General features: G+C 60.1%; 23 protein-coding genes and 1 pseudogene. 14 read left to right on the forward strand and 10 right to left on the reverse strand.

Annotated elements, in window-relative coordinates:
- Positions 1–3 precede the first annotated feature (3 nt).
- Positions 4–180 (reverse strand): DUF5786 family protein, encoded by a 177-nt coding sequence (locus G6M89_RS03845; protein ID WP_165160463.1) that lies wholly within the window; start codon positions 178–180, stop codon positions 4–6.
- A 181-nt stretch (positions 181–361) separates the two neighbouring features.
- Here G6M89_RS03845 and G6M89_RS03850 point away from each other — a divergent pair, with 181 nt between their 5' ends.
- A complete protein-coding gene (locus tag G6M89_RS03850) occupies positions 362–973 on the forward strand; it encodes an MBL fold metallo-hydrolase (RefSeq protein ID WP_165160464.1) in 612 nt (203 codons plus the stop codon).
- Between the two features lie 15 nt (positions 974–988).
- Here G6M89_RS03850 and G6M89_RS03855 read toward each other — a convergent pair whose 3' ends face one another.
- From G6M89_RS03855 to G6M89_RS03865, 3 genes are all read right to left on the reverse strand, one after another.
- The gene (locus G6M89_RS03855) at positions 989–1,726 is read right to left on the reverse strand and encodes a mechanosensitive ion channel family protein (protein ID WP_165160465.1); all 738 of its coding nucleotides are present in this window, start codon (positions 1,724–1,726) and stop codon (positions 989–991) included.
- A 269-nt stretch (positions 1,727–1,995) separates the two neighbouring features.
- Complete coding sequence (locus G6M89_RS03860; RefSeq protein WP_165160466.1) at positions 1,996–2,145, reverse strand: 50S ribosomal protein L40e; 150 nt, start codon at positions 2,143–2,145, stop codon at positions 1,996–1,998.
- Between the two features lie 75 nt (positions 2,146–2,220).
- Positions 2,221–2,745: a DUF367 family protein gene (locus G6M89_RS03865; RefSeq protein ID WP_165160467.1), complete on the reverse strand. Its 525-nt coding sequence runs from the start codon at positions 2,743–2,745 to the stop codon at positions 2,221–2,223.
- Positions 2,746–2,883: 138 nt separating this feature from the next.
- Between G6M89_RS03865 and G6M89_RS03870 the strand changes: the two genes are divergently transcribed.
- The 10 genes and pseudogenes from G6M89_RS03870 to argS all read left to right on the forward strand — a co-directional run bounded on the left by G6M89_RS03870 (position 2,884) and on the right by argS (position 11,625).
- A complete protein-coding gene (locus G6M89_RS03870; protein WP_165160468.1) occupies positions 2,884–3,219 on the forward strand; it encodes a nuclear transport factor 2 family protein in 336 nt (111 codons plus the stop codon).
- Between the two features lie 120 nt (positions 3,220–3,339).
- Entirely contained in the window at positions 3,340–3,510 is a 171-nt protein-coding gene (locus G6M89_RS03875; RefSeq protein ID WP_165160469.1) for a hypothetical protein, read from the forward strand.
- Between the two features lie 196 nt (positions 3,511–3,706).
- On the forward strand, positions 3,707–4,267 hold the full coding sequence (locus G6M89_RS03880) for a DoxX family membrane protein (protein WP_165160470.1): 561 nt from the start codon (positions 3,707–3,709) through the stop codon (positions 4,265–4,267).
- A 129-nt stretch (positions 4,268–4,396) separates the two neighbouring features.
- Positions 4,397–4,675 carry a hypothetical protein gene (locus G6M89_RS03885; RefSeq protein ID WP_165160471.1) on the forward strand — a complete coding sequence of 93 codons (279 nt, stop codon included), beginning with the start codon at positions 4,397–4,399 and terminating at the stop codon, positions 4,673–4,675.
- 68 nt (positions 4,676–4,743) lie between these two features.
- Positions 4,744–6,277, forward strand: a pseudogene (locus G6M89_RS03890) (stage II sporulation protein M).
- A 102-nt stretch (positions 6,278–6,379) separates the two neighbouring features.
- On the forward strand, positions 6,380–7,339 hold the full coding sequence (locus G6M89_RS03895; protein WP_165160472.1) for a succinylglutamate desuccinylase/aspartoacylase family protein: 960 nt from the start codon (positions 6,380–6,382) through the stop codon (positions 7,337–7,339).
- A 1-nt stretch (position 7,340) separates the two neighbouring features.
- Positions 7,341–8,474: a pyridoxal-phosphate dependent enzyme gene (locus G6M89_RS03900; protein WP_165160473.1), complete on the forward strand. Its 1,134-nt coding sequence runs from the start codon at positions 7,341–7,343 to the stop codon at positions 8,472–8,474.
- A 32-nt stretch (positions 8,475–8,506) separates the two neighbouring features.
- On the forward strand, positions 8,507–9,052 hold the full coding sequence (locus G6M89_RS03905) for an NUDIX hydrolase (protein WP_165160474.1): 546 nt from the start codon (positions 8,507–8,509) through the stop codon (positions 9,050–9,052).
- On the forward strand, positions 9,045–9,740 hold the full coding sequence (gene udk / locus G6M89_RS03910) for a uridine kinase (RefSeq protein ID WP_165160475.1): 696 nt from the start codon (positions 9,045–9,047) through the stop codon (positions 9,738–9,740). The genes G6M89_RS03905 and udk overlap by 8 nt, the downstream gene beginning before the upstream one ends.
- Before the next feature lie 97 nt (positions 9,741–9,837).
- The gene (gene argS, locus G6M89_RS03915) at positions 9,838–11,625 is read left to right on the forward strand and encodes an arginine--tRNA ligase (RefSeq protein WP_165160476.1); all 1,788 of its coding nucleotides are present in this window, start codon (positions 9,838–9,840) and stop codon (positions 11,623–11,625) included.
- A 109-nt stretch (positions 11,626–11,734) separates the two neighbouring features.
- Here argS and G6M89_RS03920 read toward each other — a convergent pair whose 3' ends face one another.
- A complete protein-coding gene (locus G6M89_RS03920; protein ID WP_165160477.1) occupies positions 11,735–12,265 on the reverse strand; it encodes a hypothetical protein in 531 nt (176 codons plus the stop codon).
- A 345-nt stretch (positions 12,266–12,610) separates the two neighbouring features.
- A complete protein-coding gene (gene minD, locus G6M89_RS03925) occupies positions 12,611–13,531 on the reverse strand; it encodes a cell division ATPase MinD (protein ID WP_165160478.1) in 921 nt (306 codons plus the stop codon).
- Between the two features lie 194 nt (positions 13,532–13,725).
- Here minD and prf1 point away from each other — a divergent pair, with 194 nt between their 5' ends.
- Positions 13,726–14,985, forward strand: a complete 1,260-nt coding sequence (gene prf1, locus G6M89_RS03930; protein ID WP_165160479.1) for a peptide chain release factor aRF-1 — start codon at positions 13,726–13,728, stop codon at positions 14,983–14,985.
- 272 nt (positions 14,986–15,257) lie between these two features.
- On the opposite strand, the gene G6M89_RS03935 is transcribed toward prf1, so the two are convergent.
- Entirely contained in the window at positions 15,258–15,503 is a 246-nt protein-coding gene (locus G6M89_RS03935; RefSeq protein ID WP_165160480.1) for a PRC-barrel domain containing protein, read from the reverse strand.
- A 227-nt stretch (positions 15,504–15,730) separates the two neighbouring features.
- On the opposite strand from G6M89_RS03935, the gene G6M89_RS03940 reads away from it, so the two are divergent.
- Positions 15,731–16,480 (forward strand): hypothetical protein, encoded by a 750-nt coding sequence (locus G6M89_RS03940; protein WP_165160481.1) that lies wholly within the window; start codon positions 15,731–15,733, stop codon positions 16,478–16,480.
- A 12-nt stretch (positions 16,481–16,492) separates the two neighbouring features.
- Here the strand turns inward: G6M89_RS03940 and G6M89_RS03945 are convergent, their stop codons facing one another.
- The 3 genes from G6M89_RS03945 to G6M89_RS03955 form a co-directional block, all read right to left on the reverse strand.
- Positions 16,493–16,846 carry a hypothetical protein gene (locus tag G6M89_RS03945; RefSeq protein WP_165160528.1) on the reverse strand — a complete coding sequence of 118 codons (354 nt, stop codon included), beginning with the start codon at positions 16,844–16,846 and terminating at the stop codon, positions 16,493–16,495.
- A gap of 158 nt (positions 16,847–17,004) precedes the next feature.
- Entirely contained in the window at positions 17,005–17,904 is a 900-nt protein-coding gene (locus tag G6M89_RS03950) for an acyltransferase (protein WP_165160482.1), read from the reverse strand.
- Positions 17,905–17,992: 88 nt separating this feature from the next.
- Positions 17,993–18,220, reverse strand: a complete 228-nt coding sequence (locus G6M89_RS03955; protein WP_165160483.1) for a hypothetical protein — start codon at positions 18,218–18,220, stop codon at positions 17,993–17,995.
- A gap of 197 nt (positions 18,221–18,417) precedes the next feature.
- Here G6M89_RS03955 and G6M89_RS03960 point away from each other — a divergent pair, with 197 nt between their 5' ends.
- The gene (locus G6M89_RS03960; RefSeq protein WP_165160484.1) at positions 18,418–18,882 is read left to right on the forward strand and encodes an NUDIX domain-containing protein; all 465 of its coding nucleotides are present in this window, start codon (positions 18,418–18,420) and stop codon (positions 18,880–18,882) included.

Below are 18,882 nucleotides of genomic sequence, written 5' to 3' on the forward strand. Positions count from 1 at the left end.
GGCTTACTCGTCGCCGTCTTTTATGGCTTTGAGTCGCTCGAGCAGTTCGTCGCTCGAGGCACCATTTTCGAACTCTATCGATCCCTTGTGATCGTTCACCGAGGACTGGACTGCATCTTCATCATCGAAATCAGCGTCGACATCTTGTTGCTCGGATTCGTCGTAACTCCCGAATCCCATACACGTACACGTAGGGGCCTGCGGATGAAAAAGTCCATGGATAATTAATACAACCAGTAGCGCCCATCAATCAAGGACGGGTGTCGGTTTCGAGTACCCTGCAGATCACTTGCGACTGCGTTCGAGGCAACAGCGGGTAGGCGACACTAGGATTTTACCGCCTGGCACTGACTACCCCAGTATGGAAGTCCATCACGTCACAGAAGGCGCGGAGACGTTCACCTGTAACGCGTTTCTGGTTATCGGAGAGGAGACGACACTGGTCGACGCGGGCTCGTGGGACGGGGTCGTCGACGTGATTGCCGATCACACTGACGACCTCGACCGCGTCGTCCTCACTCACCAACACGGCGACCACGTGGAGCAACTCGAGGCCGTCGTTGAGGCCTTTGATCCCGAAGTATACGCCCACAGCCATCACGAACTGCGCGATCATGATATCAGTGATGGCGATACCGTCCAGATCGGTGACGAGGAGTTCGAGGTGGTCTATACGCCCGGCCACGCTGATGACCACGTTTCGTTTGTCTCCGAGTCAACGCTGTTCTCTGGCGATGTCGTCGTCCACGACGATGGCGCGTTCGAGTACGGCAGTTTCGGTCGCACCGACATGCCGGGCCAGTCGCGCGAGCAACTCATCGAGAGCATCGAGGATATACTCGAGCGCATGCCAGCGGATGTCGAGCACATGTACGCTGGTCACGGCGGCATCTTCCATGGAGACGTTCGCGATGTCGTCGAGACGGCACTCGAGCGCGCAGAAAAACGAGAGCCGAAGTATCCTGAGGAGTAAAGTCGTTCGACAGTCTCAGTCGTCGCTTACGGTTGCCGTCGTATCATCGGCTGCGTTTTCGGACGGCTGAAACCAGCTATCGATGTTTTCGGCGACGTAGTCTTTGCCACCCCAGCCGAAGGCAATCCCGACAGCCAGCGCGAGCGCAAGGCCAACGGCGTACGCAAACGCCTGTGCGAACGTGTGGAGGATGGTTACGTCGACGCCCATCGTGTCGAGACCGATGACGAGGACGACGAAGTACAGGAACGCCTTGGTCGTCCCGGCCATGAGCGGCGAGATATCGAACCGATCGGCGAGGACGGAATCGCGAACTTCCGCAGTTGCCCAGTTCGCGACATAGAAGCCGACGAACAGGACGACAGTGCCGATGATGATCGGTGGAACGTAGCCGAGCAGTTCCTGGAAGTAGTCGGTCATATACCAGTTCGTCGCCGCGGTCCGAGTCAGGAACCACTCGATTGCAACGAACAGTGCAATCGCTGCGACGTAGTACTTGACGAGGATGCCAAACGCTCTCGAGACGCCGTCCTCGTCGTCCGGAAACAGCGCTTCGAAGGGGGTCTGGCGAACTTTGTCGTCGAGTTCGACGCGGCGACCAGCGTCTGTGACCACCGGTTTGAGTTTCTCCCCGAAGAGGAGCCCGAGGTAGACGAGTACTGCAACACCGATCAGCGTTGGGAGAAACTCGATGAGCCCAACGATATTGTCCGTCACTGCCGTTCGGAGGCCCTCAACAAGCAGTGGGTGCATCATTGCTCACCCCCAGTGTTCGCGTTCGCCTCAATTATCTGTTCAGTCGTGTGTATGGACACGATCATGGCCGAGAGTTGGAATCAACCTAGATAGTGTCTTTGATTTACGCCTGACAGACAGATATTTTGATTTGTTACGTTCGAATAATTATGGATGGCTATACGTATCAGTCAGCGATGAGACTGGCCAGTACATACGACAGGACTGGTTCGCGGACGGTCGATACTGAACGGAACGACGGAAAAAACGAAGGACCGAACGCAGCGTTATGCGGCGCGGGGTTCTTTGGCTTTTGGACGCAGGTTCTTGTAGCCGCACTTGCGGCAGCTGTCGGCATCCTGTGGGTTGCGCGCGTTACAGCGCATACAGATCATCTTCTCGAGCGTCCGGGCTTCGGCAGCGTCGAAACTTGGCATGTCGCTCCGTTAGCCCGTGGTACATATAACCGCTGTGGTCCCGACTGCAGCCGTGACTCGAGTCAGATGAGTCGCTTAGTCGTCTTCGGTGGCATCCGTATCCTCATCAGCTAAGTAGTCGTCCTGCACCGCGACAACCTCGCTCGAGTCTGCACACTCGCTGTAGCGTCGGAGCGGTTCCTCGTTCAGCGTCAGAAAGGTCTCGCCCCAGCGGAATGGCTCGAGGAGGGCTTCAGCGCGGTCGTACTCGTCGAAGATACAGCAGGCGGCCGCGAGCGCTTCGACGGTGGTGAGTTGGAATGGCCGACCGTAGTTGACGGGGTTTGCAGCGACGAGAAACGGCAGGGCACGATGAACGCCGTTCATGCGAAACGAGGCCGCTTCGGCGGATTCCCACGAGCAATCGAGTGCGACTAGCGTGCCGAGCCCCTCTGCGGCGTCAGCCGGCGAGAGCGCCTGCTCGGCGTGGGGATTGAGGACGACGCCGTAGGGGACTTGGCGCATCGTGCGATGCAGAATCGCCTCGTCGAAGCGCTCGAGTCGACGGGCGGTACACTTGTCCGGGTCGTCATCCCCCTCGTAGTAGACGTGACACTCCACGATAAGCCGACTTCGAGTGCACGCGAGAAAAGCGGGTCGGTACGCCGACTCGAGGCCTCGCCCCTGCAGCCCCATGCTATCATGACCCGAACATCCGCGCCAGCCCACACTTTTAGTCCTCGCCTCGAAAAGCGATGTATGGACGCAGCCGGTCTCGTTCGACAGTACTACGACGCACTAGACGGGCACGAGTACGAGGCACTCGAGTCGATTCTCGCACCCGCATTCGTCCAGCACCGACCGGATCGCACATTCGAGGACCGGGCGTCGTTCATCGCGTTCATGCGAACAGAGCGGCCGAATCCGAACACCCGCCACGAACTCGACGCCGTCGTCGCAGACGCCGATACCGAGTTGGTCGCCGCTCGAGGCACCGTCGTCGATGCGGAGACAAACGAAATGCTGTTCGAGTTCGCCGACTTCTTCTCGATCACAGACGGACAGATCGTCCGCCTCGAGACGTATTCCCGGTGAGGCGAAGCGGACACGCCGCTCCACGGACTGCCTGGTGATCGAGAGATGTGAGCGCGAGAGACATCGGTTCCTGCCGATGATGACAGAAACATATTCATACAGCCCGCCGCTGGTGTGTGTATGGTTCACTGCCCTGACTGTGGGATTGACCTCGAGAGCGAATCGGATGTTGATTTCGTAGAGATGGACGCCTCTACTGGTTTTTTCGCCGCGTCGAAACGATTCTATTTGGTCGCCTGCACCGAGTGTGGTGCGGCAATCGGTGGCGGCGTCGCCGGTGCGAAATCGTAATCCGCTGTTCAGCCGCGTATGAGCTGGATCGGTTGGACTGGGTTGATATATACAGCCGCTACGATGCACCCCTTATGGAGGGGCGAACATGTTTTGCTACCGTTCTCAATCGGTCGGAACAATTATACTGATTTGGGAAGCGGAATCCGGATTCAAGTAAACACTCGTCTAACGTGTAGCTGTAAGGTGACCACCAATGGCAGCAAGTTCGGCAAACCGGCTTGAAAGTCGGTACGGCGGTGTGACGCTCGAGGGAGAACCCCACGCGTTAAGTGCGTGGTTTGTCGTTGGACTACGGGTGACGATGGGGCTTGCGTTCCTCGGTGCTGGCCTCGGCAAGTTGACGATCTTCGCAGGCGAAGCGTTCGATGCCAGCGGCTATCTGATGGGTGCTGAGGGGCCCCTCGCGGGGGTCTTCGGTGCGATGGCAGCGAACCCGGCGCTGATAGACATCATCAACGTAGTCGTGCCAGCAACGCAGATCCTGATCGGCGTCGGCTTGCTCGTCGGCGGCCTCGTCAGGCTCGCAGCGCTTGGCGGCGCAATGCAGATGTCGATGTTCTACCTCGCCAGTTGGGACGTTGCCGGCCCGCTCGGATTCGTCAACAGCGATTTCGTCTACCTGGTGGTCTTCCTGGCCATCGGCGCCTTCGGCGCTGGACGAATCCTCGGTGCGGACCGCTACATCGAGCAACTCGAGGTCGGTGGGCAAGCGCTGATCGAGCGCTACCCGAAACTCCGCTACCTCCTCGGGTGAGGAAGACATTCGAGTGACTGGGCAACACACCGGCGCTGATTTTCCCCGTTGGGGTGCGTTTTTGGATCGACAACAGTCACAGCGATTGCGCAATTACTACAACCACGTACTGTAAACGCTGAGACGACAATGCCATCGATACGTCGGCTGCTCGGCGGAGTACTCGTCAGCGTGCTCGGAATCGTCGTCATCGGGCTCGTCTCGATCGTGATCTTTGCGGTTGCGATCTTTGTCATTTCGACAGGGGCGGGACTGGCGGGCTACGAGCCGAGTGCGAACTACGTCGTGCTGTCGGCGTCATTGGTTGTCGTCGCCGTGATCCTCACCGGTGGCTTTACGCCGCGACTCTCGCGTGAGCAGACCGGCAGCGAAGAGGGTGACGGCTTCGACGATCGAACGTTCAACTAATGTACCCACACGTATTCAATCGATTCTCCGACAGGTTTGTTTAACTGAGTGACGGTCCAATAGCTGCTATGGCGATCTCAGATGCTATCACTGCTGTCGGCGCCGTCCTCCGGCGACGACCCGGCGACATCTTACCGCTGTACATCCTCGGTGCGGCCGTTCCTGCCATCATCCGCGTGATTCCGTTCATCGCGGCGTTCGTTGGCTACGTCTATCTCGAGACGACCGGCCGACTCGATGCAGCACTGGCGGAGTTCGACGCTCTCGAGACGACGCCGATGCCGGACCCCGAGGCAGATCCGGCAGCGTTCGAGGCGTGGTTTGAGCAGTTCACAACGGCACTCGAGCCACTCGTGACACTCCCGATAGTGGCGTTGTTTGTCGGCACAATTCTCGTGAGTGTCATCCTCGGCGTCATGCTGTACGGCGTCGTCACCGCCGGTCAACTGTCGGCCTGCTACGGACGACTCCGTAACGAACGCGGGCTCGTCGCCGGCAGCGCCGGAGCACGCCGGTACTGGGGCCGGATTGTCGGCCTTTACGTTCTCGAGGTCCTGCTCTGGCTGGTCGTCCTCGTCGGTGGTGGCATTGCTGCAGCACTGTTCGTTGGTATCTTATCCGCAGTCGACCCGATCATCGCCGTCCTCACCGGATTCCTGTTTGGACTGGCGTTCATTTTTATCCTCGCGGCCATCCGCGCGCTGTTTGCGTTCGCACCGGTCGCTGTCGTCGTTGACGATGCAGGAGTTCTCAACTCGGTCTCGAGCGCTGGCGGCTTTATTCGGGCACAGCCAGTCGGTGCGATCGTCTACTTCGTGATCTCGATCGGGGCGCTGTTCACACTCTCAGCAGTTGCAGGGTTGCTTGCGCTCTTCGAGGCCGGTGCGATCGTCTCGGTGCTCGGCGCGCTGGTGGTGTTGCCGGTGCTTGACTTGCTCAAAAGTTCGCTCTACGTCCAGTATCGCGGCCGACTGACGCCACCGCAACCGCCAGAGCGCCCACTCGGTCAGCAGACGACCGCTGGGCTTCGACGCGGCTGGAGCGAGATGGTCACCTTCGTCCGCGGAACGCTTGGCACCCACGCCATCGTCGTCGTCCTCGCACTCGTCTCGTTCTGGGCTGGCTGGCGACTCGCCGACCCCTACACCGACGTAGGCGCACTCGAGGCCTCGATTGCGGCCCGACTCGAGGGGCACATGCCGGTCGCGGCAACGCTCGAGTTCTTCGGAGAATAACTGGATGGTCGCGCTGACGACTGCCTTCGGCGGCGTTGCACTTGCAATTCCGGCGATCTTCTCGCTGGTGTTCAACGGCGTCTTCATGGGCGTTATGTCCCGACTCGAGACCGAACCACTCGAGTTGCTTGCGTTCGTGATTCCCCACGGCATCTTCGAGATTCCCGCGATCTTCATTGCGACAGTCGTGGGTATCTCACTCGGGATTTCGTGGTTCCGAGCGGTTCAGGGACGACTCAGCCGCGTTGCATTTGCCGATCGCCTCGAGCGTGCGTTCTGGGTCCTGATCGGCGTCGGGATCTTGCTGGCGATTGCCGCAGTGGTCGAAGGCTTCGTGAGTCCGTACTATTACGACCTGTTCCTCTAGCGAAATGATTGTGCGGCGGGTCCGGCCCGACGCGCGATTTCGACCGACCGACCGCCGGGAAACACCGAACCAATAAAGGCCGGCCGGTCCGTCGTGGATGACATGACGACGACGCTCGGAACGGCGAGTGCCGCACCCGGGGAGGTCGATACGGGTCGTCTCGAGGTCGGTGAGACTCGAGACGGGGATCCGTTTGGTCTGCCGGTTGCCGTAATCAACGGCTCCTCATCGGGGAAGACGCTCTATCTGCAGGCTGTCAGTGACGGTGACGAACTCAACGGACTCGGCGTTATCCAGCGCGTCGTGCCCCAACTCGACCCCGCCGACATCTCGGGGACGATTCTCATCGTCGGCATCGTCAACTACCACGCCTATCAGGTCGCCGAACATCGAAATCCGATCGACGACACGAAGATGAATCGCGCGTATCCGGGCAACGACTCGGGCACCTCGAGCGAGCGAATCGCTGCGGCGACGTTCGACGTGGCGACGCGTGCCGACCTCGTACTCGACCTCCATCAGGGCTCAACGAGTCGAATGCTCAACGAGGTTCGCGTCCGCTGTGGCAAGCGCCACCGACTCTACGAGGACTGTCTCGAACTCGCGAAAGCCTTCGGCTGTGGCTACGTACTGGACCAGAAAGGTCCCGACGGCCAACTCGCTCGAGCCGCCCCCGACGAGGGCATTCCGACTGTCGACCCCGAACTCGGCGGCTGCGTCGGCTGGGACGAGAAAAGTATCCAGAAGGGCGTCGACGGCGTGTTCAACGTGCTTCGGTACTACGATTTCCTCGAGGACGCTAACGACTTAGAGCGCCAGACGCGTGCGAACAGTTTTGAGCAGTACGGCTCGCCAAACGGCGGCCTCGTCGAAATGCACAAAGAACTCGGCGAGCGCGTCGCACACGGCGAATCACTCTTTGAAATTACGACGGCCTTCGGCGAGACGAAAGCGACGATCACAGCCGACAGCGACGGGATTCTCTGGCGAACCCGTCGGCTCCCACAGGTCGCAACCGGCGAGTACGTCTGCTCTGTCGGCACCGATATCGACTCCTACTAACATGGCGAGCGATCTCCACTGTCCTGCCTGCGACCGGACGTACACGGCTGGTCCCGACGAACCCTGGCGCTGTGTCTGTGGCTGTGCCCTCGAGTTCGTTGACCAGCCGCTGGCCGAAGGCAATCCGCTTCCCCTGTCGCAACTCGACACCACCGACGGCCTCTGGACGTTCTTCGAATTCCTACCGATTGAACCTCACGTCACCTTCCACGAGGGCTTTACGCCGCTGGTCGACGCCCCAGAATGGGACGCCCAGTTCAAACTCGAGTACGTCTTTCCAACAGGCTCGTTCAAAGACCGCGGTGCGACGACAACCCTTTCGCGAGCCGTTGAACTCGGCGTCGACACCATTCTCGAGGACTCCTCGGGCAACGCCGGCGCGGCGATTGCAACCTATGCAGCACAGGCGGATCTCGAGGCGGACATCTACGTGCCCGCCGACGTGAAACAGTCGAAGCTGATGACGATTCAGCGCGCCGACGCCCGCCCGGTCCGGATCAAGGGAACCCGCCAGGACGTGACGGACGCCTGTATCGACGCAGTTGAGTCGGGTGAGGGCTGGTACGCAAGCCACGCCTGGAACCCCGCGTTCTACGCGGGAACGATGACCATTGCGTTCGAAATTGCCGCCCAGCGCGGGTGGACCGTCCCCGATGCCGTCGTGCTTCCCATCGGTCACGGCACCTTGTTTCTCGGTGCCTACCGCGGCTTTTCCTTGCTCAACGAGGCCGGAATCGTCGATGGCATGCCACGACTGCTTGGCGCACAGACGACCGGCCACGCACCCATTGTCGAGGCGCTCGAGGATGCACGCGAAGCCGATGCGCCAGACGCGGACGAGCGCGAAGACGACGAACCCACCTCCAGTGAGATCGCCGACGGCATCCAGATTTCGATGCCAGCGCGCAAAGACGAGATCCTCGAGGCAATCGAGGCAACCGACGGCGACGCAATCGCACTCGGCGACGACCCAATCGAAGCGACACTCGACCGACTCCACCGGAAGGGATTCTACGTCGAACCGACAAGCGCGGTCGCGCCCGCCGCACTCGAGGTCTACCGCGTAGAGGGCATGATTGAAGAGTCAGATGACGTGGTCGTCCCGCTGACCGGCAGCGGATTGAAAACGCTTTGATACCCCCGGCCCAGAGAGGGGCGTAGAGACCGATGGTCAGCCGCCCACCCGATTACTGTCCGCAGTGTGGCGACGCACTCGAGCCAATCACAATCGAGGAACGCGAGCGCCAGCGCTGTCCGACCTGCGAGCGCGTGATCTGGCACAACCCAGTTCCCTGCACCGGCGTCGCCGTCGTCGACCGCAGCGGGCCGGACCCCTCCGTCCTCTGTGTCGAACGTGGCGTCCCACCTGGCGTCGGCGAATGGACCCTCCCCGGCGGCCACATGGAAGTTGGCGAAGAACCACACGTCGCCGCCGCGCGCGAACTCGAGGAGGAATCCGGTATCTCCGTCGACCCGACAGACCTCGAGATGCTGGATGCGACCGCGCTGGAACCGCACAACGGCAAGCACGTCGTGACGATGTACTACGTCGCAGACCGAACGGACGCAACGGGCGAGCCGAGCGCCGGCAGCGACGCGAACGCAGCACAGTTCTGGACGTTGAACGAGTTTGCGGCCTCGAGCGAGCGGTTCCGACCGGTACACGAGGATCGATTCCGAACAGCAGCCGCGTTTTTCACGAGCGATGCATAACCCGTCGTTCGTTATCGGAATCGCCGGCGGCACGGGAGCCGGGAAGACGACAGTGGCCCGCACCGTTGCCAACCACGTCGGCGAGGCCGTCACCCGAATTCCGCTGGATAACTACTACGAGGACCTCTCGCACCTCGAGCCTGCCGACCGCGCACAGGTCAACTACGACCATCCCGACGCGTTCGAGTGGGACCTCCTGTGCGAGCATCTCGAGGCACTGCTCGCGGGTGAGCCAATCGAGATGCCCCAGTATGATTTTGAGATCCACAACCGCGCAGACGAGTGCGTGACTGTCGCCCCTTCTGAGGTGATCGTCCTCGAGGGCATTTTCGCGCTGTACGACGAGACCATCCTCGAGATGCTGGATCTGTGCGTCTACGTGATGACCGACGCGGACGTCCGCATCCTCCGCCGGATCGAACGCGACGTGGTCGAGCGCGGACGCGACCTCGAGGGCGTCATCGAGCAGTACCTCGAGACGGTGAAACCGATGCACGAACGGTTCGTCGACCCGACGAAAAAGAACGCGGACGTAATCATCCCCGAAGGCGCGAATCAGGTTGCGGTGGAGCTGTTAATTGAGAAGATTGAGGCGGAACGCTCTAGCGGAGACATGGATGCCGGGGGCGAGTCGGCCCCCGAGAACGACCAGAATCAAGAACTCACGTTTTCGGATTCGGCGGAGTAGTGTTCAGGAATCGCTCGAGTAGTCTCACCTGGTCACCGACCAGCGAACCCCGGTGGAACCCGACATTCCTTTAGTCGCCCCCTGAATACGAGCGGGTATGTTCCTCTCCCTACGCGACGAGGTCGCAGACGCCCTCGAGGGGGCGCTCTCGAGCCTCGAGTATCCCACCGACGATCTCGGTCTCGAAGAACCGCCCGAGGATGTCCCGAGCGTCCTCGCCTCGAGCGTGGCGTTCCGACTCGCGAGCGAGGCTGGCGCAGCGCCGCCACAGGTCGCCGCTGAGATTGCCGACGAAATCGACGTGGAGGACCTCGAGTACGTTGGCGAACTCCAGACCCAGGGGCCGTACCTGAACTTCTTGCCGAGTGACGCCTACCTCGCGGACACGCTCGCGGAAGCGACCGACGAGTCCTACGGCGCACTTCCAGACCGCGAGACGAGCGTCGTCGTCGAACACACGAGTGCGAACCCAACGGGGCCGGTGCACGTCGGCCGCGCGCGCAATCCGATCATCGGCGACGCCGTGGCGAACCTGCTTGACTATGCAGGATACGACGTCGAGCGCCACTACTACGTCAACGACGCGGGACGGCAGATGGCCGTCTTTACGTGGGCCTACGAAACCTTCGACGAGGAGGATCTCGAGGACGACCCCGAACGCGACCGCATCGAGTACGACCTCGTGCGCTACTACCGCAAAGGAAACGCCTTCCTCGAGAACGGCTCCGAAGCCGAGGTTGAGGAAGCCGAAGCCGAAATCGAGTCGATCATGCAGGGGCTCGAGGCAGGCAACGAGGAAACCTACGAGCGCGTCAGCGAGGTCGTCGATCAGGTTCTTTCGGGGATGAAAGGCTGTCTCGAGCGCCTCCCGGCGGAGTTCGACGAGTTCGTCAAGGAAACCCGATTCATGCGAAACGGCGACACCGACGACCTCGTGGGACGACTCAAGGAACTCGACGAAGCCGTCTACGAGGAAGAAGCGTGGCAACTCGAGCTTGAAGATCACGGCATCGACAAGAACCTCGTCTTCCTGCGTTCGGACGATACCTCGCTCTATGCGACCCGCGATCTGGCCCACCACGAGTGGAAGTTCGACAACTACGACCGCGCGGTGACGGTGCTCGGTGAGGACCACAAACTGCAGGCTCGCCAGCTTGATACCACCCTCGAGTTGCTGGGTAACGATACCGACCCACTCGAGCAGGTGCTTTACTCCTACGTCAATCTGCCAGAGGGGAAGATGAGCACGCGCCGCGGAACCGGCGTCGATCTGGACGACCTCCTCGATGAGGCAATCGACCGTGCCCGCGGGGAAGTCGAGGACCGCCTCGATGACCGTATCCGCGACGACGATCTGGACAACGAAGACATCGAGCGCATCGCCCACCAGGTCGGCATCGGCGCGGTTCGCTACGATATCGTCTCGAAACAGCCGACGAAAGCGATTACCTTCGAGTGGGATCAGGCGCTTGACTTCGAAGCCCAGTCCGCACCCTACGTTCAGTACGTCCACGCCCGCACCTGCGGGATTCTCGAAGAAGCCGGACTCGAGCCTGAAACCGATCTCGCGGACCAAGAGATCGAACTCGAGGCGCTCGAGGCCGATCTGCTCGAGACAGAGGCCGAAGAGGACCTCCTCGAGACCATCGCTCGGTTCCCCTTCGTTGTTGACGAGGCCGCCGAGGACCTACAGCCACATCAGATCGCAACCTACACGCGAACCTTCGCAGACCGGTTCAACGCCTTCTACCGGGAGTGTCCCGTGCTCGCCGACGATGTCGACCCAGATGTTCGAGAGGCACGCCTCGCGCTTGTCGCGGCCTCGAGACATACGGTCGCGAACGCACTCGCGATTCTCGGTGTCGAAGCCCCGCGGTCGATGTAGGCACGCTGGTGGCGTCGCTATTGGGTACAGGCACTAAAAAACGGAAACCGTGTCGTGGCCGAACGCAGTTGTCGTGCGATGAGGACGGAATTCGGTATCGCAGACCGTTTCAGTCTTTGGTCTCGTAGACCTTGTCGCCGAGTTCTTCTTCCGTCATGTCCCCTTCCATGTAGTCGATAATCCACTGGACATCGACGTACACCGAGAGGACGCGGTTGCCATCGTACTCGATAATCAACTCGAGGGTGTGGATCTCGGCGATGAACGACTCAGGGTCGTCGATCGACTTCTCGAGTTCGTCGCCGAGTGTTTCGAACTCTTTGCGGAGTTCATAGGAGTCGGTCGTGTCGGTGCGAACGACGATATCGAGCGTGTCGTCTTTGCGCTCAACGCTTTCGACGGAGAGCTTGTCGCTGTCGAACGAGACATCACCGCTGTAGCCGGGGATGTCGTCGTGATCATCATCATCACGATCATCGTCGTCGTCGTGATCATCGTCATGATCGTCATCGTCGTGGTCAGTTAGTGAGTCTTCACTGTCGTTGCTTGGGTCGTCGTCACCAGTCTCGGAACTGGAACAGCCCGCAACGATCGTTGCGAGCGCGGCTCCGCTTCCAAGGAGGATCTTTCGTCGCTCCATGCTCAACCGGTCGAGAGACTCGAGGATTAGTAATTAGCTCGTACCAGTCTCGGCGTGAAATGAGGTCAAATTCACCACCGACAGAACTGGTTTTGACAGCGACAGCGTCTACAAACAGCGATTTCAACACTCGAGCGACTGTTCACGAACGCAAATTGGTATGGAAAGGTGACGTTTTTGATTTGGTGACTATCTTGGTGTCGGAGTAGTCACCGCCTTCGATGAATTCTGCGGCAATATCGTATCAGAATACGGTTCCAGGCAGTGCCTACTGTGTCGATACCGGTGTTTCACTGACTACTGACCCACGGTTCAACCGCTACCGACGGTGGTCACTCGATGCGATCAGTGATCGGATTCAGCTTCGGTGATGGCACTCGAGACGTCGTCGGGTGCGGCCTCCTGACTCGAGCCCGTTTCGTCGTCCTCATCTGACTCGTCGTTACCGTCAGTGTCAGCGTCGGCAGCTGGTTCGGCTGGCGTTTCGGTCGACGCTGCTGGGTCGTCAGTGTTGGACGCGGATTCTGACGACGACCGTGTGCTCGGTGGGTTGAGTTCAATGCCAGCGAGATCAGCTGCGAGCGTGCGATACGCGATTGCGGCCGGCCCTTCGGCGTTGTAGACAACGAGTGGCGTGCCGGCGTAGACGCTTTCGCGTGCTGCGCTGTCCTCTGGGACCGTCCCGAGCAGTGGAATCTCGAGTCTGGCAGCGATTTCCTCGTAGGAGATATCGCTGCCGGGGTGGGTTCGCGTGACGACGAGGCCGGCAACGGAGCCATTGGCACGGGCGGTTAGTTCAATCGTCTTTTTCGAGTCCTGTACAGCAGCGGGTTCGGGCGTCGAGACCACGAGGACAGCATCGGCGAGTCCGAGTGGCAACACGGTTTCGTGGCTGATGCCGGCGCCGACATCAAGCAAGACGTAGTCGTACGCCGTTCGAAGATCGTTGATAACGTCGCCGAGGCCTTCGGGAGAGGCTTCAGCGTACTCGTCGAGTCCCGTTCCACTCGGGACAGCGACGATGTTGTCTGCCAATCGATAGGTGGCGTCCTCAATCGATGCGTCACCGGCCAGCACGTCGTGTAGCGTCGTCGAGTCGGGAGTGAGGCTAACGAACCCAGCGAGGTTCGCCATGCCGAGATCGACGTCGACGACGGCCACGCGCTTGCCCGCCTGTGCAAGCGCCGTTCCGATATTGACCGTCGTCGTCGTCTTCCCGACGCCGCCCTTCCCGCTCGCGATAGCATAGACCGTCTCTTGAGACATACTCGAGTACTGTCCGGACAGTTGTACGGGAACACCTTAAATCGTCACCTCGAGACGAACAGTGAGGTGTCGATAATTTAGCTTCGAACGCGACGGAACGATGAGAGAAGTCCACGGACGCCATGGTCGTGACTGTCAGTTTGACGCGTAGCGTGTCAAAGAATACTTAGCCACAGCACCGTTTTGTACGGGCAATGAGCCAGGAGGGTGAGCAGGAGCAATCCGACCGGAAAAAGTACGAGTTCCGGAAGGTAATCGAGGATCTCAAGGACTTCGACGGCTCCGGTACACAACTCGTAACGATCTACGTTCCCGATGATCGACAGATCAGTGATGTCGTCGCACACGTCACACAGGAACACAGCGAAGCGGCCAACATCAAGTCAAAACAGACGCGAACGGCCGTCCAAGATGCCCTCACGAGCATCAAAGACCGGCTTCGGTACTTCGACACCTACCCGCCCGACAACGGGCTGGTGCTGTTCTCGGGTGCTGTCGACTCCGGCGGCGGCCGCACCGAGATGGTCACGAAAGTCCTCGAGAGTCCACCACAGCCAGTCACCTCCTTTCGGTATCACTGTGACTCGGACTTCCTGACGGAACCACTCGAGGAGATGCTGGCCGATAAGGGCCTCTACGGGCTCGTCGTCCTCGACCGACGCGAGGCGAACGTCGGCTGGCTAAAGGGCAAACGCGTCGAACCGGTCAAGTCCGCCTCCTCGCTCGTCCCCGGCAAGCAGCGCAAAGGTGGTCAGTCCGCCCAGCGTTTCGCCCGCCTGCGCTTAGAGGCCATCGATAACTTCTATCAGGAGGTCGCGGGGATGGCAAACGACCTGTTCGTTCCGAAGCGCCACGAACTCGACGGCATTCTCGTGGGCGGTCCCTCCCCGACGAAAGACGAGTTCCTCGATGGCGACTACCTGCACCACGAGATTCAGGACAACGTCATCGGGAAGTTCGACGTGGCCTACACGGACGAATCCGGCCTCAAGGACCTCGTCGATAACGCCGAGGACGCACTCGCCGATGCGGAGGTTATCAAGGACAAAAAGCAGATGGAGGAGTTCTTCGAGGAACTCAACGCTGGCAACCAGGCGACCTACGGATTCGACCAGACCCGCGAGAACCTCATCATGGGTGCAGTCGACCGACTGCTCATCAGCGAAGACCTCCGGAAGGACGTCATCAGCTACGATTGTGGGGAATGTGGGAATACGGATCGCGAGGTCGTCGACCGGCGTAAATCGACGCCGGAACACACCTGCACCGACTGCGGGGCCGAGGTCGACGCGACCGACGACGACCGCGAGGACGCGATTGACCACCTCATCGAAATCGCCGAACAGCGCGGCACCGAGACGAAGTTCATCTCGACGGACTTCGAAAAGGGCGAACAGCTCTACAACGCTTTTGGTGGCTTTGCCGGTATCCTGCGGTACTCGACGGGCGTCTAAGGCGATTGTTCCCCCGCCCCTGGCTATCCTAACTGACTCGAGAGCAACGGCTGCGATCGGAACTGGCACTGAAAACACACCGGGGCAGGTGTGTCGGGCAGTGATCGGATAGCAGACAACGGTGTGGCTGCCGGTGCTGCTGGCGAGGAAGGCACGAAAGGCCATGCGGGGAGTCGATGGCAACGACAGTAGTTCCCACACTTCTTCGCCAACTGACCGTTGGGTCAGGCCCATTATAAGCTTTCTGTGGACTTACACGTTCGGAAACGGCCTCAGAGCGTTCCGCGAAGATAGACGGCATCATCAGTGATCCGTTCGATACTCCCGGCATCGAGTGGATGGGCATCATCGGCTGCCGTTCCCCAGCCCAGTTTGGCCTTGATCGTATCGGTCAGACTCGGATTGGGGTCGACGTACGCCCGTTCATCACGGACTTCGACGATACGGCCGACCACGGTGCCGTCGGTGTTCAGAACGCGTTTCCCTTCCTCGTCGCTCGTAATCATCTCGCGTGTCATTGGGGCAGGTCGTATTCACAGTCACCGCCAAAGACGGTATGAGTCCAGACCAGTGGAAGGCCAATAAAGCGCCCAAACCGTTGACACACACACTGATGTGTTGTTCGTCAGTAGGATCTAACTGCGTGGCAGTCTCGAGAATGGATGTCGTGTTCGTCCTAGTAGGACGATCCTACCACGGGACAACAGAAGGGTTATGCCGGTAGTCTCGTATTACTATTCGACCGATGGCTGAGTCCCCGCCCCTCCTCGAATCGCTTACTGACCCTCGTATTACGCCGGAGTTTTGCCGTCACATCGACGGCACGTCCGGGGATCTGTATCTTCTCGGTGTCGTCCACGATCACCCCGCAAGCATCGGACGCGTCGAACGCACTCTCGAGGCCGTCGACCCCGACACGCTTGCCCTCGAGTTGCCCCCGGCTGCGGTGGCGCTGTATCAGACGTACGCCGCGGATACCAACGCGGCCGAACCCCCTCGATTCGGTGGCGAGATGAGCGCTGCGATCCGAGCGACCGACGCAGAGATCGTCGGCATCGACGCGCCGAACTGGTCGTTCCTCCGGCGTGTTTTGACCCGACTGGTCGCTGACCGCGCCTCGGCCGCAACGGCTCGCCGCGTGCTCTCGAGTCTGAGCGGCGCGACGCGGGAGGCGCTGACCTGTCGCGTCGCTGCGACGCTCAATCACGCGACGTCGATGACGGTGGCGTACGATGATCCGGTCGAGTATGAGTGTTCATACGATGATCCGCCGATCGAGCAGGCTGACCACGAACGCGGCCACGTCGCAACCGTCCAGGCGCTGCTCGGCAGTGTCGATACCGACGGCAGTGCACTCGCCTATCGCGACGAGACCCGTGAAGACTGTATGAGCGATCGTCTCGCGGAACTCCACACGGACACCGACGGCGATGTCGTCGCAGTCGTCGGTATCGATCATCTCGAGGCGCTCGAGACTTCACTTGAGACAGTCTAACGCGGGCCAAATTCACTGTCGGAGCATCGAAATACAGTGCCAACAGTACGTAAAGGTCGGATCCGCTTCGTTCGTTGCGCCACAGTGTGGGCAGCGAATCGTTTCACCGTCGAGCGAGCGCTCGAGTGAGGGTTCATCGGGGTCGTCGCGGTCACCGTACTCTTCCGGACGGTGTGGATACCGATCGGCTCTGGGCGCTGCTCGAGGCTGTGCGCGATTGGGGTCGCCAAACGATGGTGACTGCGACCGATCGGGCTCGTGACTGCCGGTGTGACCGTTCTCGCGACGAACATACACGTAATACAGTCCAAGGTGGAGAAGGGCGAACAAAACCACGTACCCGATGAGCCATCCCCAGAGCTCCATCGCCATGACATACGTTCTCAACTCACTTGGATATTCCCTGTTTCAGGGATTGTAGAGACAGTCTGAAGCACGTGAGTTATACGGATCCCTGTACGTCAGTTCTGGGTCACCCGCGACTCATCTGCGGTCAGACCAATATTCCGGTCCCACAGATCAGCTTACTGTGGTGGCTGAAGGTCGCGCTGGAACTCGTCGAACACGTCAAAATCCTCAGGCAAGTCGTACTCGAGACGGCGCTCATCCTGTCGGTTGACGCCGGCATTCTCGAGTGGGGTTGCGACGTCTTCCCAGCCTGGTTTGATTTTGACGCTCTGTGCTGGCATGCCAACGGCGATGTGGTGGGCAGGCACGTCGTGCTGGACGATTGCCCGCGCGCCGATGATGGCGTTTTCGCCGACGGTGTTGCCCGCACGAACCATCGAGTCGTAGGTCAGGCGCACGTCGTCGCCAATCTGTGTGTGGTAGTTGCGAACCTCGGTCTGGTCGACGACATCGTGGTCGTGGCTGTAGATGTGGACGCCATCAGAGATTGAGACGCGGTCGCCAATGGTGAGTTTCCCGCGATCGTCTAAATGGACGCCGTCGTGGACAATCGTGTTGTCACCAATCGTGATGTTGTGGCCGTACGTAAACGTAATTCCCTTGAAAAAGCGACAGCCATCGCCACACTCCTCGAACAGATGGTCCGCAAGCATCCGCCGGAATCGCAGGGCGAACTCGACGTTGTCTGCAATTGGGAGACTGTCGAACTGCCGCCAGAGCCACTGGAGGTGCTTCGAGCGCCGAAACACGTCTTCGTCTTTTTCGGCGTAGTACTCGCTCTCGAGTGTCGTGTTACAGGGGTCGTAACTCTGCAAACGAACGCGCTCGGCCGCCGAGACGTCTGCACCAGACTGCCAGCGTTCATAGGCCTCACGGTCGCCCGATAGGTCGATCAGGACGTCCTCGACGACCGAGCAGGTGTCCTCGTCGCTCGAGAGTCGACGGTCGACCTCATCGATGAACTCGCACATCCCCGCCTCTGCCGCATCGGGGAGCGAGACGTACCGCTTTGTCATATGCGGCCTATTGCCCGCAGAGTTGATAGGGGTTCGGTTGTGCGTTCGGCGTGCCGCTTTTTCAGTAGTGACTCGTCGCCGACTGCATTCAACGACGATCCTCGAGCGGCGGTGCCGTGGCCTGCCAATGTGAAAACAAGAGTGCGGGGCCAGCAATGGCACCGATCAGAAGCAAGACGCTCACGACGGCCGTTCCCGGTGTGAACCGGTACGGACTGATCTCGAGTTGCGTCACCGCCAGTACGAGCCCGATGAGAACGGCCACCACCACGAGTGCCAATACTCGCCTGGGCTCGCGGCCGTCAGCATCGTCCATACACTACATCACGGGTGAGCTGTAAAAAACGGTTCGCTCGAGTGAACGCAACTCCCAAGACATCCATGTCGTGGCCTGCCACCCGTATGTGAAGAATACCCATACGGGAAAATGCTATGGGTGTCGCTAAGGCACCTTAGTCTCATCCTCATACATTGGGGCGCTGTTTTAAGTATGAGGGCGTGGGAAATAGTAGTATGTCTGATGTAACGTACGTCCCCAAAGCGTGTGCGTACATTACCCGCCACACGGGTGAACTGCTGGTCTTTGACGGACCAGGCCACGACGGAATCCAGATTCCGAAAGGAACGCTCGAGGACGGCGAATCGCCTCGAGATGGACTCTTTCGTGAAGTCATGGAAGAGACCGGCCTCTGTTCGCTGACCGCACCGACACATCTCACGACCGACGTTTGGACGCGCCGCGAGTCGCCGCCGCGACGCTACGTTCGCCATTTCTATCACACAACCGTACACGAATCGCGCGACCGCTGGACACATACCGTAACCGACGGCGGCGAAGAACACGGTGCCGAGTTCGACCTCTACTGGATTCAGCCCTCGACCGTCCAAGCGCGAGAGTTCGCATTGGACCTCGATGACTACGTTCACCTCCTACCGTCGTATACGCCGGCCGACGGTGTCGTTTCAGCGTCGGACTGA

The organism is Natronolimnobius sp. AArcel1, assembly GCF_011043775.1.
In the GTDB taxonomy this organism is placed as follows: domain Archaea; phylum Halobacteriota; class Halobacteria; order Halobacteriales; family Natrialbaceae; genus Natronolimnobius.

Excerpts from the sequence above, each read along its gene's own strand:
- G6M89_RS03920 (WP_165160477.1), bottom strand. The coding sequence starts at position 12,265 with ATGGAGCGACGAAAGATCCTCCTTGGAAGCGGAGCCGCGCTCGCAACG.
- G6M89_RS03935 (WP_165160480.1), bottom strand. The coding sequence starts at position 15,503 with ATGACACGCGAGATGATTACGAGCGACGAGGAAGGGAAACGCGTTCTG.
- G6M89_RS03895 (WP_165160472.1), top strand. The coding sequence starts at position 6,380 with ATGACGACGACGCTCGGAACGGCGAGTGCCGCACCCGGGGAGGTCGAT.
- G6M89_RS03885 (WP_165160471.1), top strand. The coding sequence starts at position 4,397 with ATGCCATCGATACGTCGGCTGCTCGGCGGAGTACTCGTCAGCGTGCTC.
- G6M89_RS03950 (WP_165160482.1), bottom strand. The coding sequence starts at position 17,904 with ATGACAAAGCGGTACGTCTCGCTCCCCGATGCGGCAGAGGCGGGGATG.
- udk (WP_165160475.1), top strand. The coding sequence starts at position 9,045 with ATGCATAACCCGTCGTTCGTTATCGGAATCGCCGGCGGCACGGGAGCC.
- prf1 (WP_165160479.1), top strand. The coding sequence starts at position 13,726 with ATGAGCCAGGAGGGTGAGCAGGAGCAATCCGACCGGAAAAAGTACGAG.
- G6M89_RS03860 (WP_165160466.1), bottom strand. The coding sequence starts at position 2,145 with ATGCCAAGTTTCGACGCTGCCGAAGCCCGGACGCTCGAGAAGATGATC.
- G6M89_RS03955 (WP_165160483.1), bottom strand. The coding sequence starts at position 18,220 with ATGGACGATGCTGACGGCCGCGAGCCCAGGCGAGTATTGGCACTCGTG.
- G6M89_RS03945 (WP_165160528.1), bottom strand. The coding sequence starts at position 16,846 with ATGGAGCTCTGGGGATGGCTCATCGGGTACGTGGTTTTGTTCGCCCTT.
- G6M89_RS03900 (WP_165160473.1), top strand. The coding sequence starts at position 7,341 with ATGGCGAGCGATCTCCACTGTCCTGCCTGCGACCGGACGTACACGGCT.
- G6M89_RS03850 (WP_165160464.1), top strand. The coding sequence starts at position 362 with ATGGAAGTCCATCACGTCACAGAAGGCGCGGAGACGTTCACCTGTAAC.
- G6M89_RS03880 (WP_165160470.1), top strand. The coding sequence starts at position 3,707 with ATGGCAGCAAGTTCGGCAAACCGGCTTGAAAGTCGGTACGGCGGTGTG.
- G6M89_RS03940 (WP_165160481.1), top strand. The coding sequence starts at position 15,731 with ATGGCTGAGTCCCCGCCCCTCCTCGAATCGCTTACTGACCCTCGTATT.
- minD (WP_165160478.1), bottom strand. The coding sequence starts at position 13,531 with ATGTCTCAAGAGACGGTCTATGCTATCGCGAGCGGGAAGGGCGGCGTC.
- G6M89_RS03960 (WP_165160484.1), top strand. The coding sequence starts at position 18,418 with ATGTCTGATGTAACGTACGTCCCCAAAGCGTGTGCGTACATTACCCGC.
- G6M89_RS03855 (WP_165160465.1), bottom strand. The coding sequence starts at position 1,726 with ATGCACCCACTGCTTGTTGAGGGCCTCCGAACGGCAGTGACGGACAAT.
- G6M89_RS03875 (WP_165160469.1), top strand. The coding sequence starts at position 3,340 with ATGGTTCACTGCCCTGACTGTGGGATTGACCTCGAGAGCGAATCGGAT.
- G6M89_RS03845 (WP_165160463.1), bottom strand. The coding sequence starts at position 180 with ATGGGATTCGGGAGTTACGACGAATCCGAGCAACAAGATGTCGACGCT.
- argS (WP_165160476.1), top strand. The coding sequence starts at position 9,838 with ATGTTCCTCTCCCTACGCGACGAGGTCGCAGACGCCCTCGAGGGGGCG.
- G6M89_RS03905 (WP_165160474.1), top strand. The coding sequence starts at position 8,507 with ATGGTCAGCCGCCCACCCGATTACTGTCCGCAGTGTGGCGACGCACTC.
- G6M89_RS03870 (WP_165160468.1), top strand. The coding sequence starts at position 2,884 with ATGGACGCAGCCGGTCTCGTTCGACAGTACTACGACGCACTAGACGGG.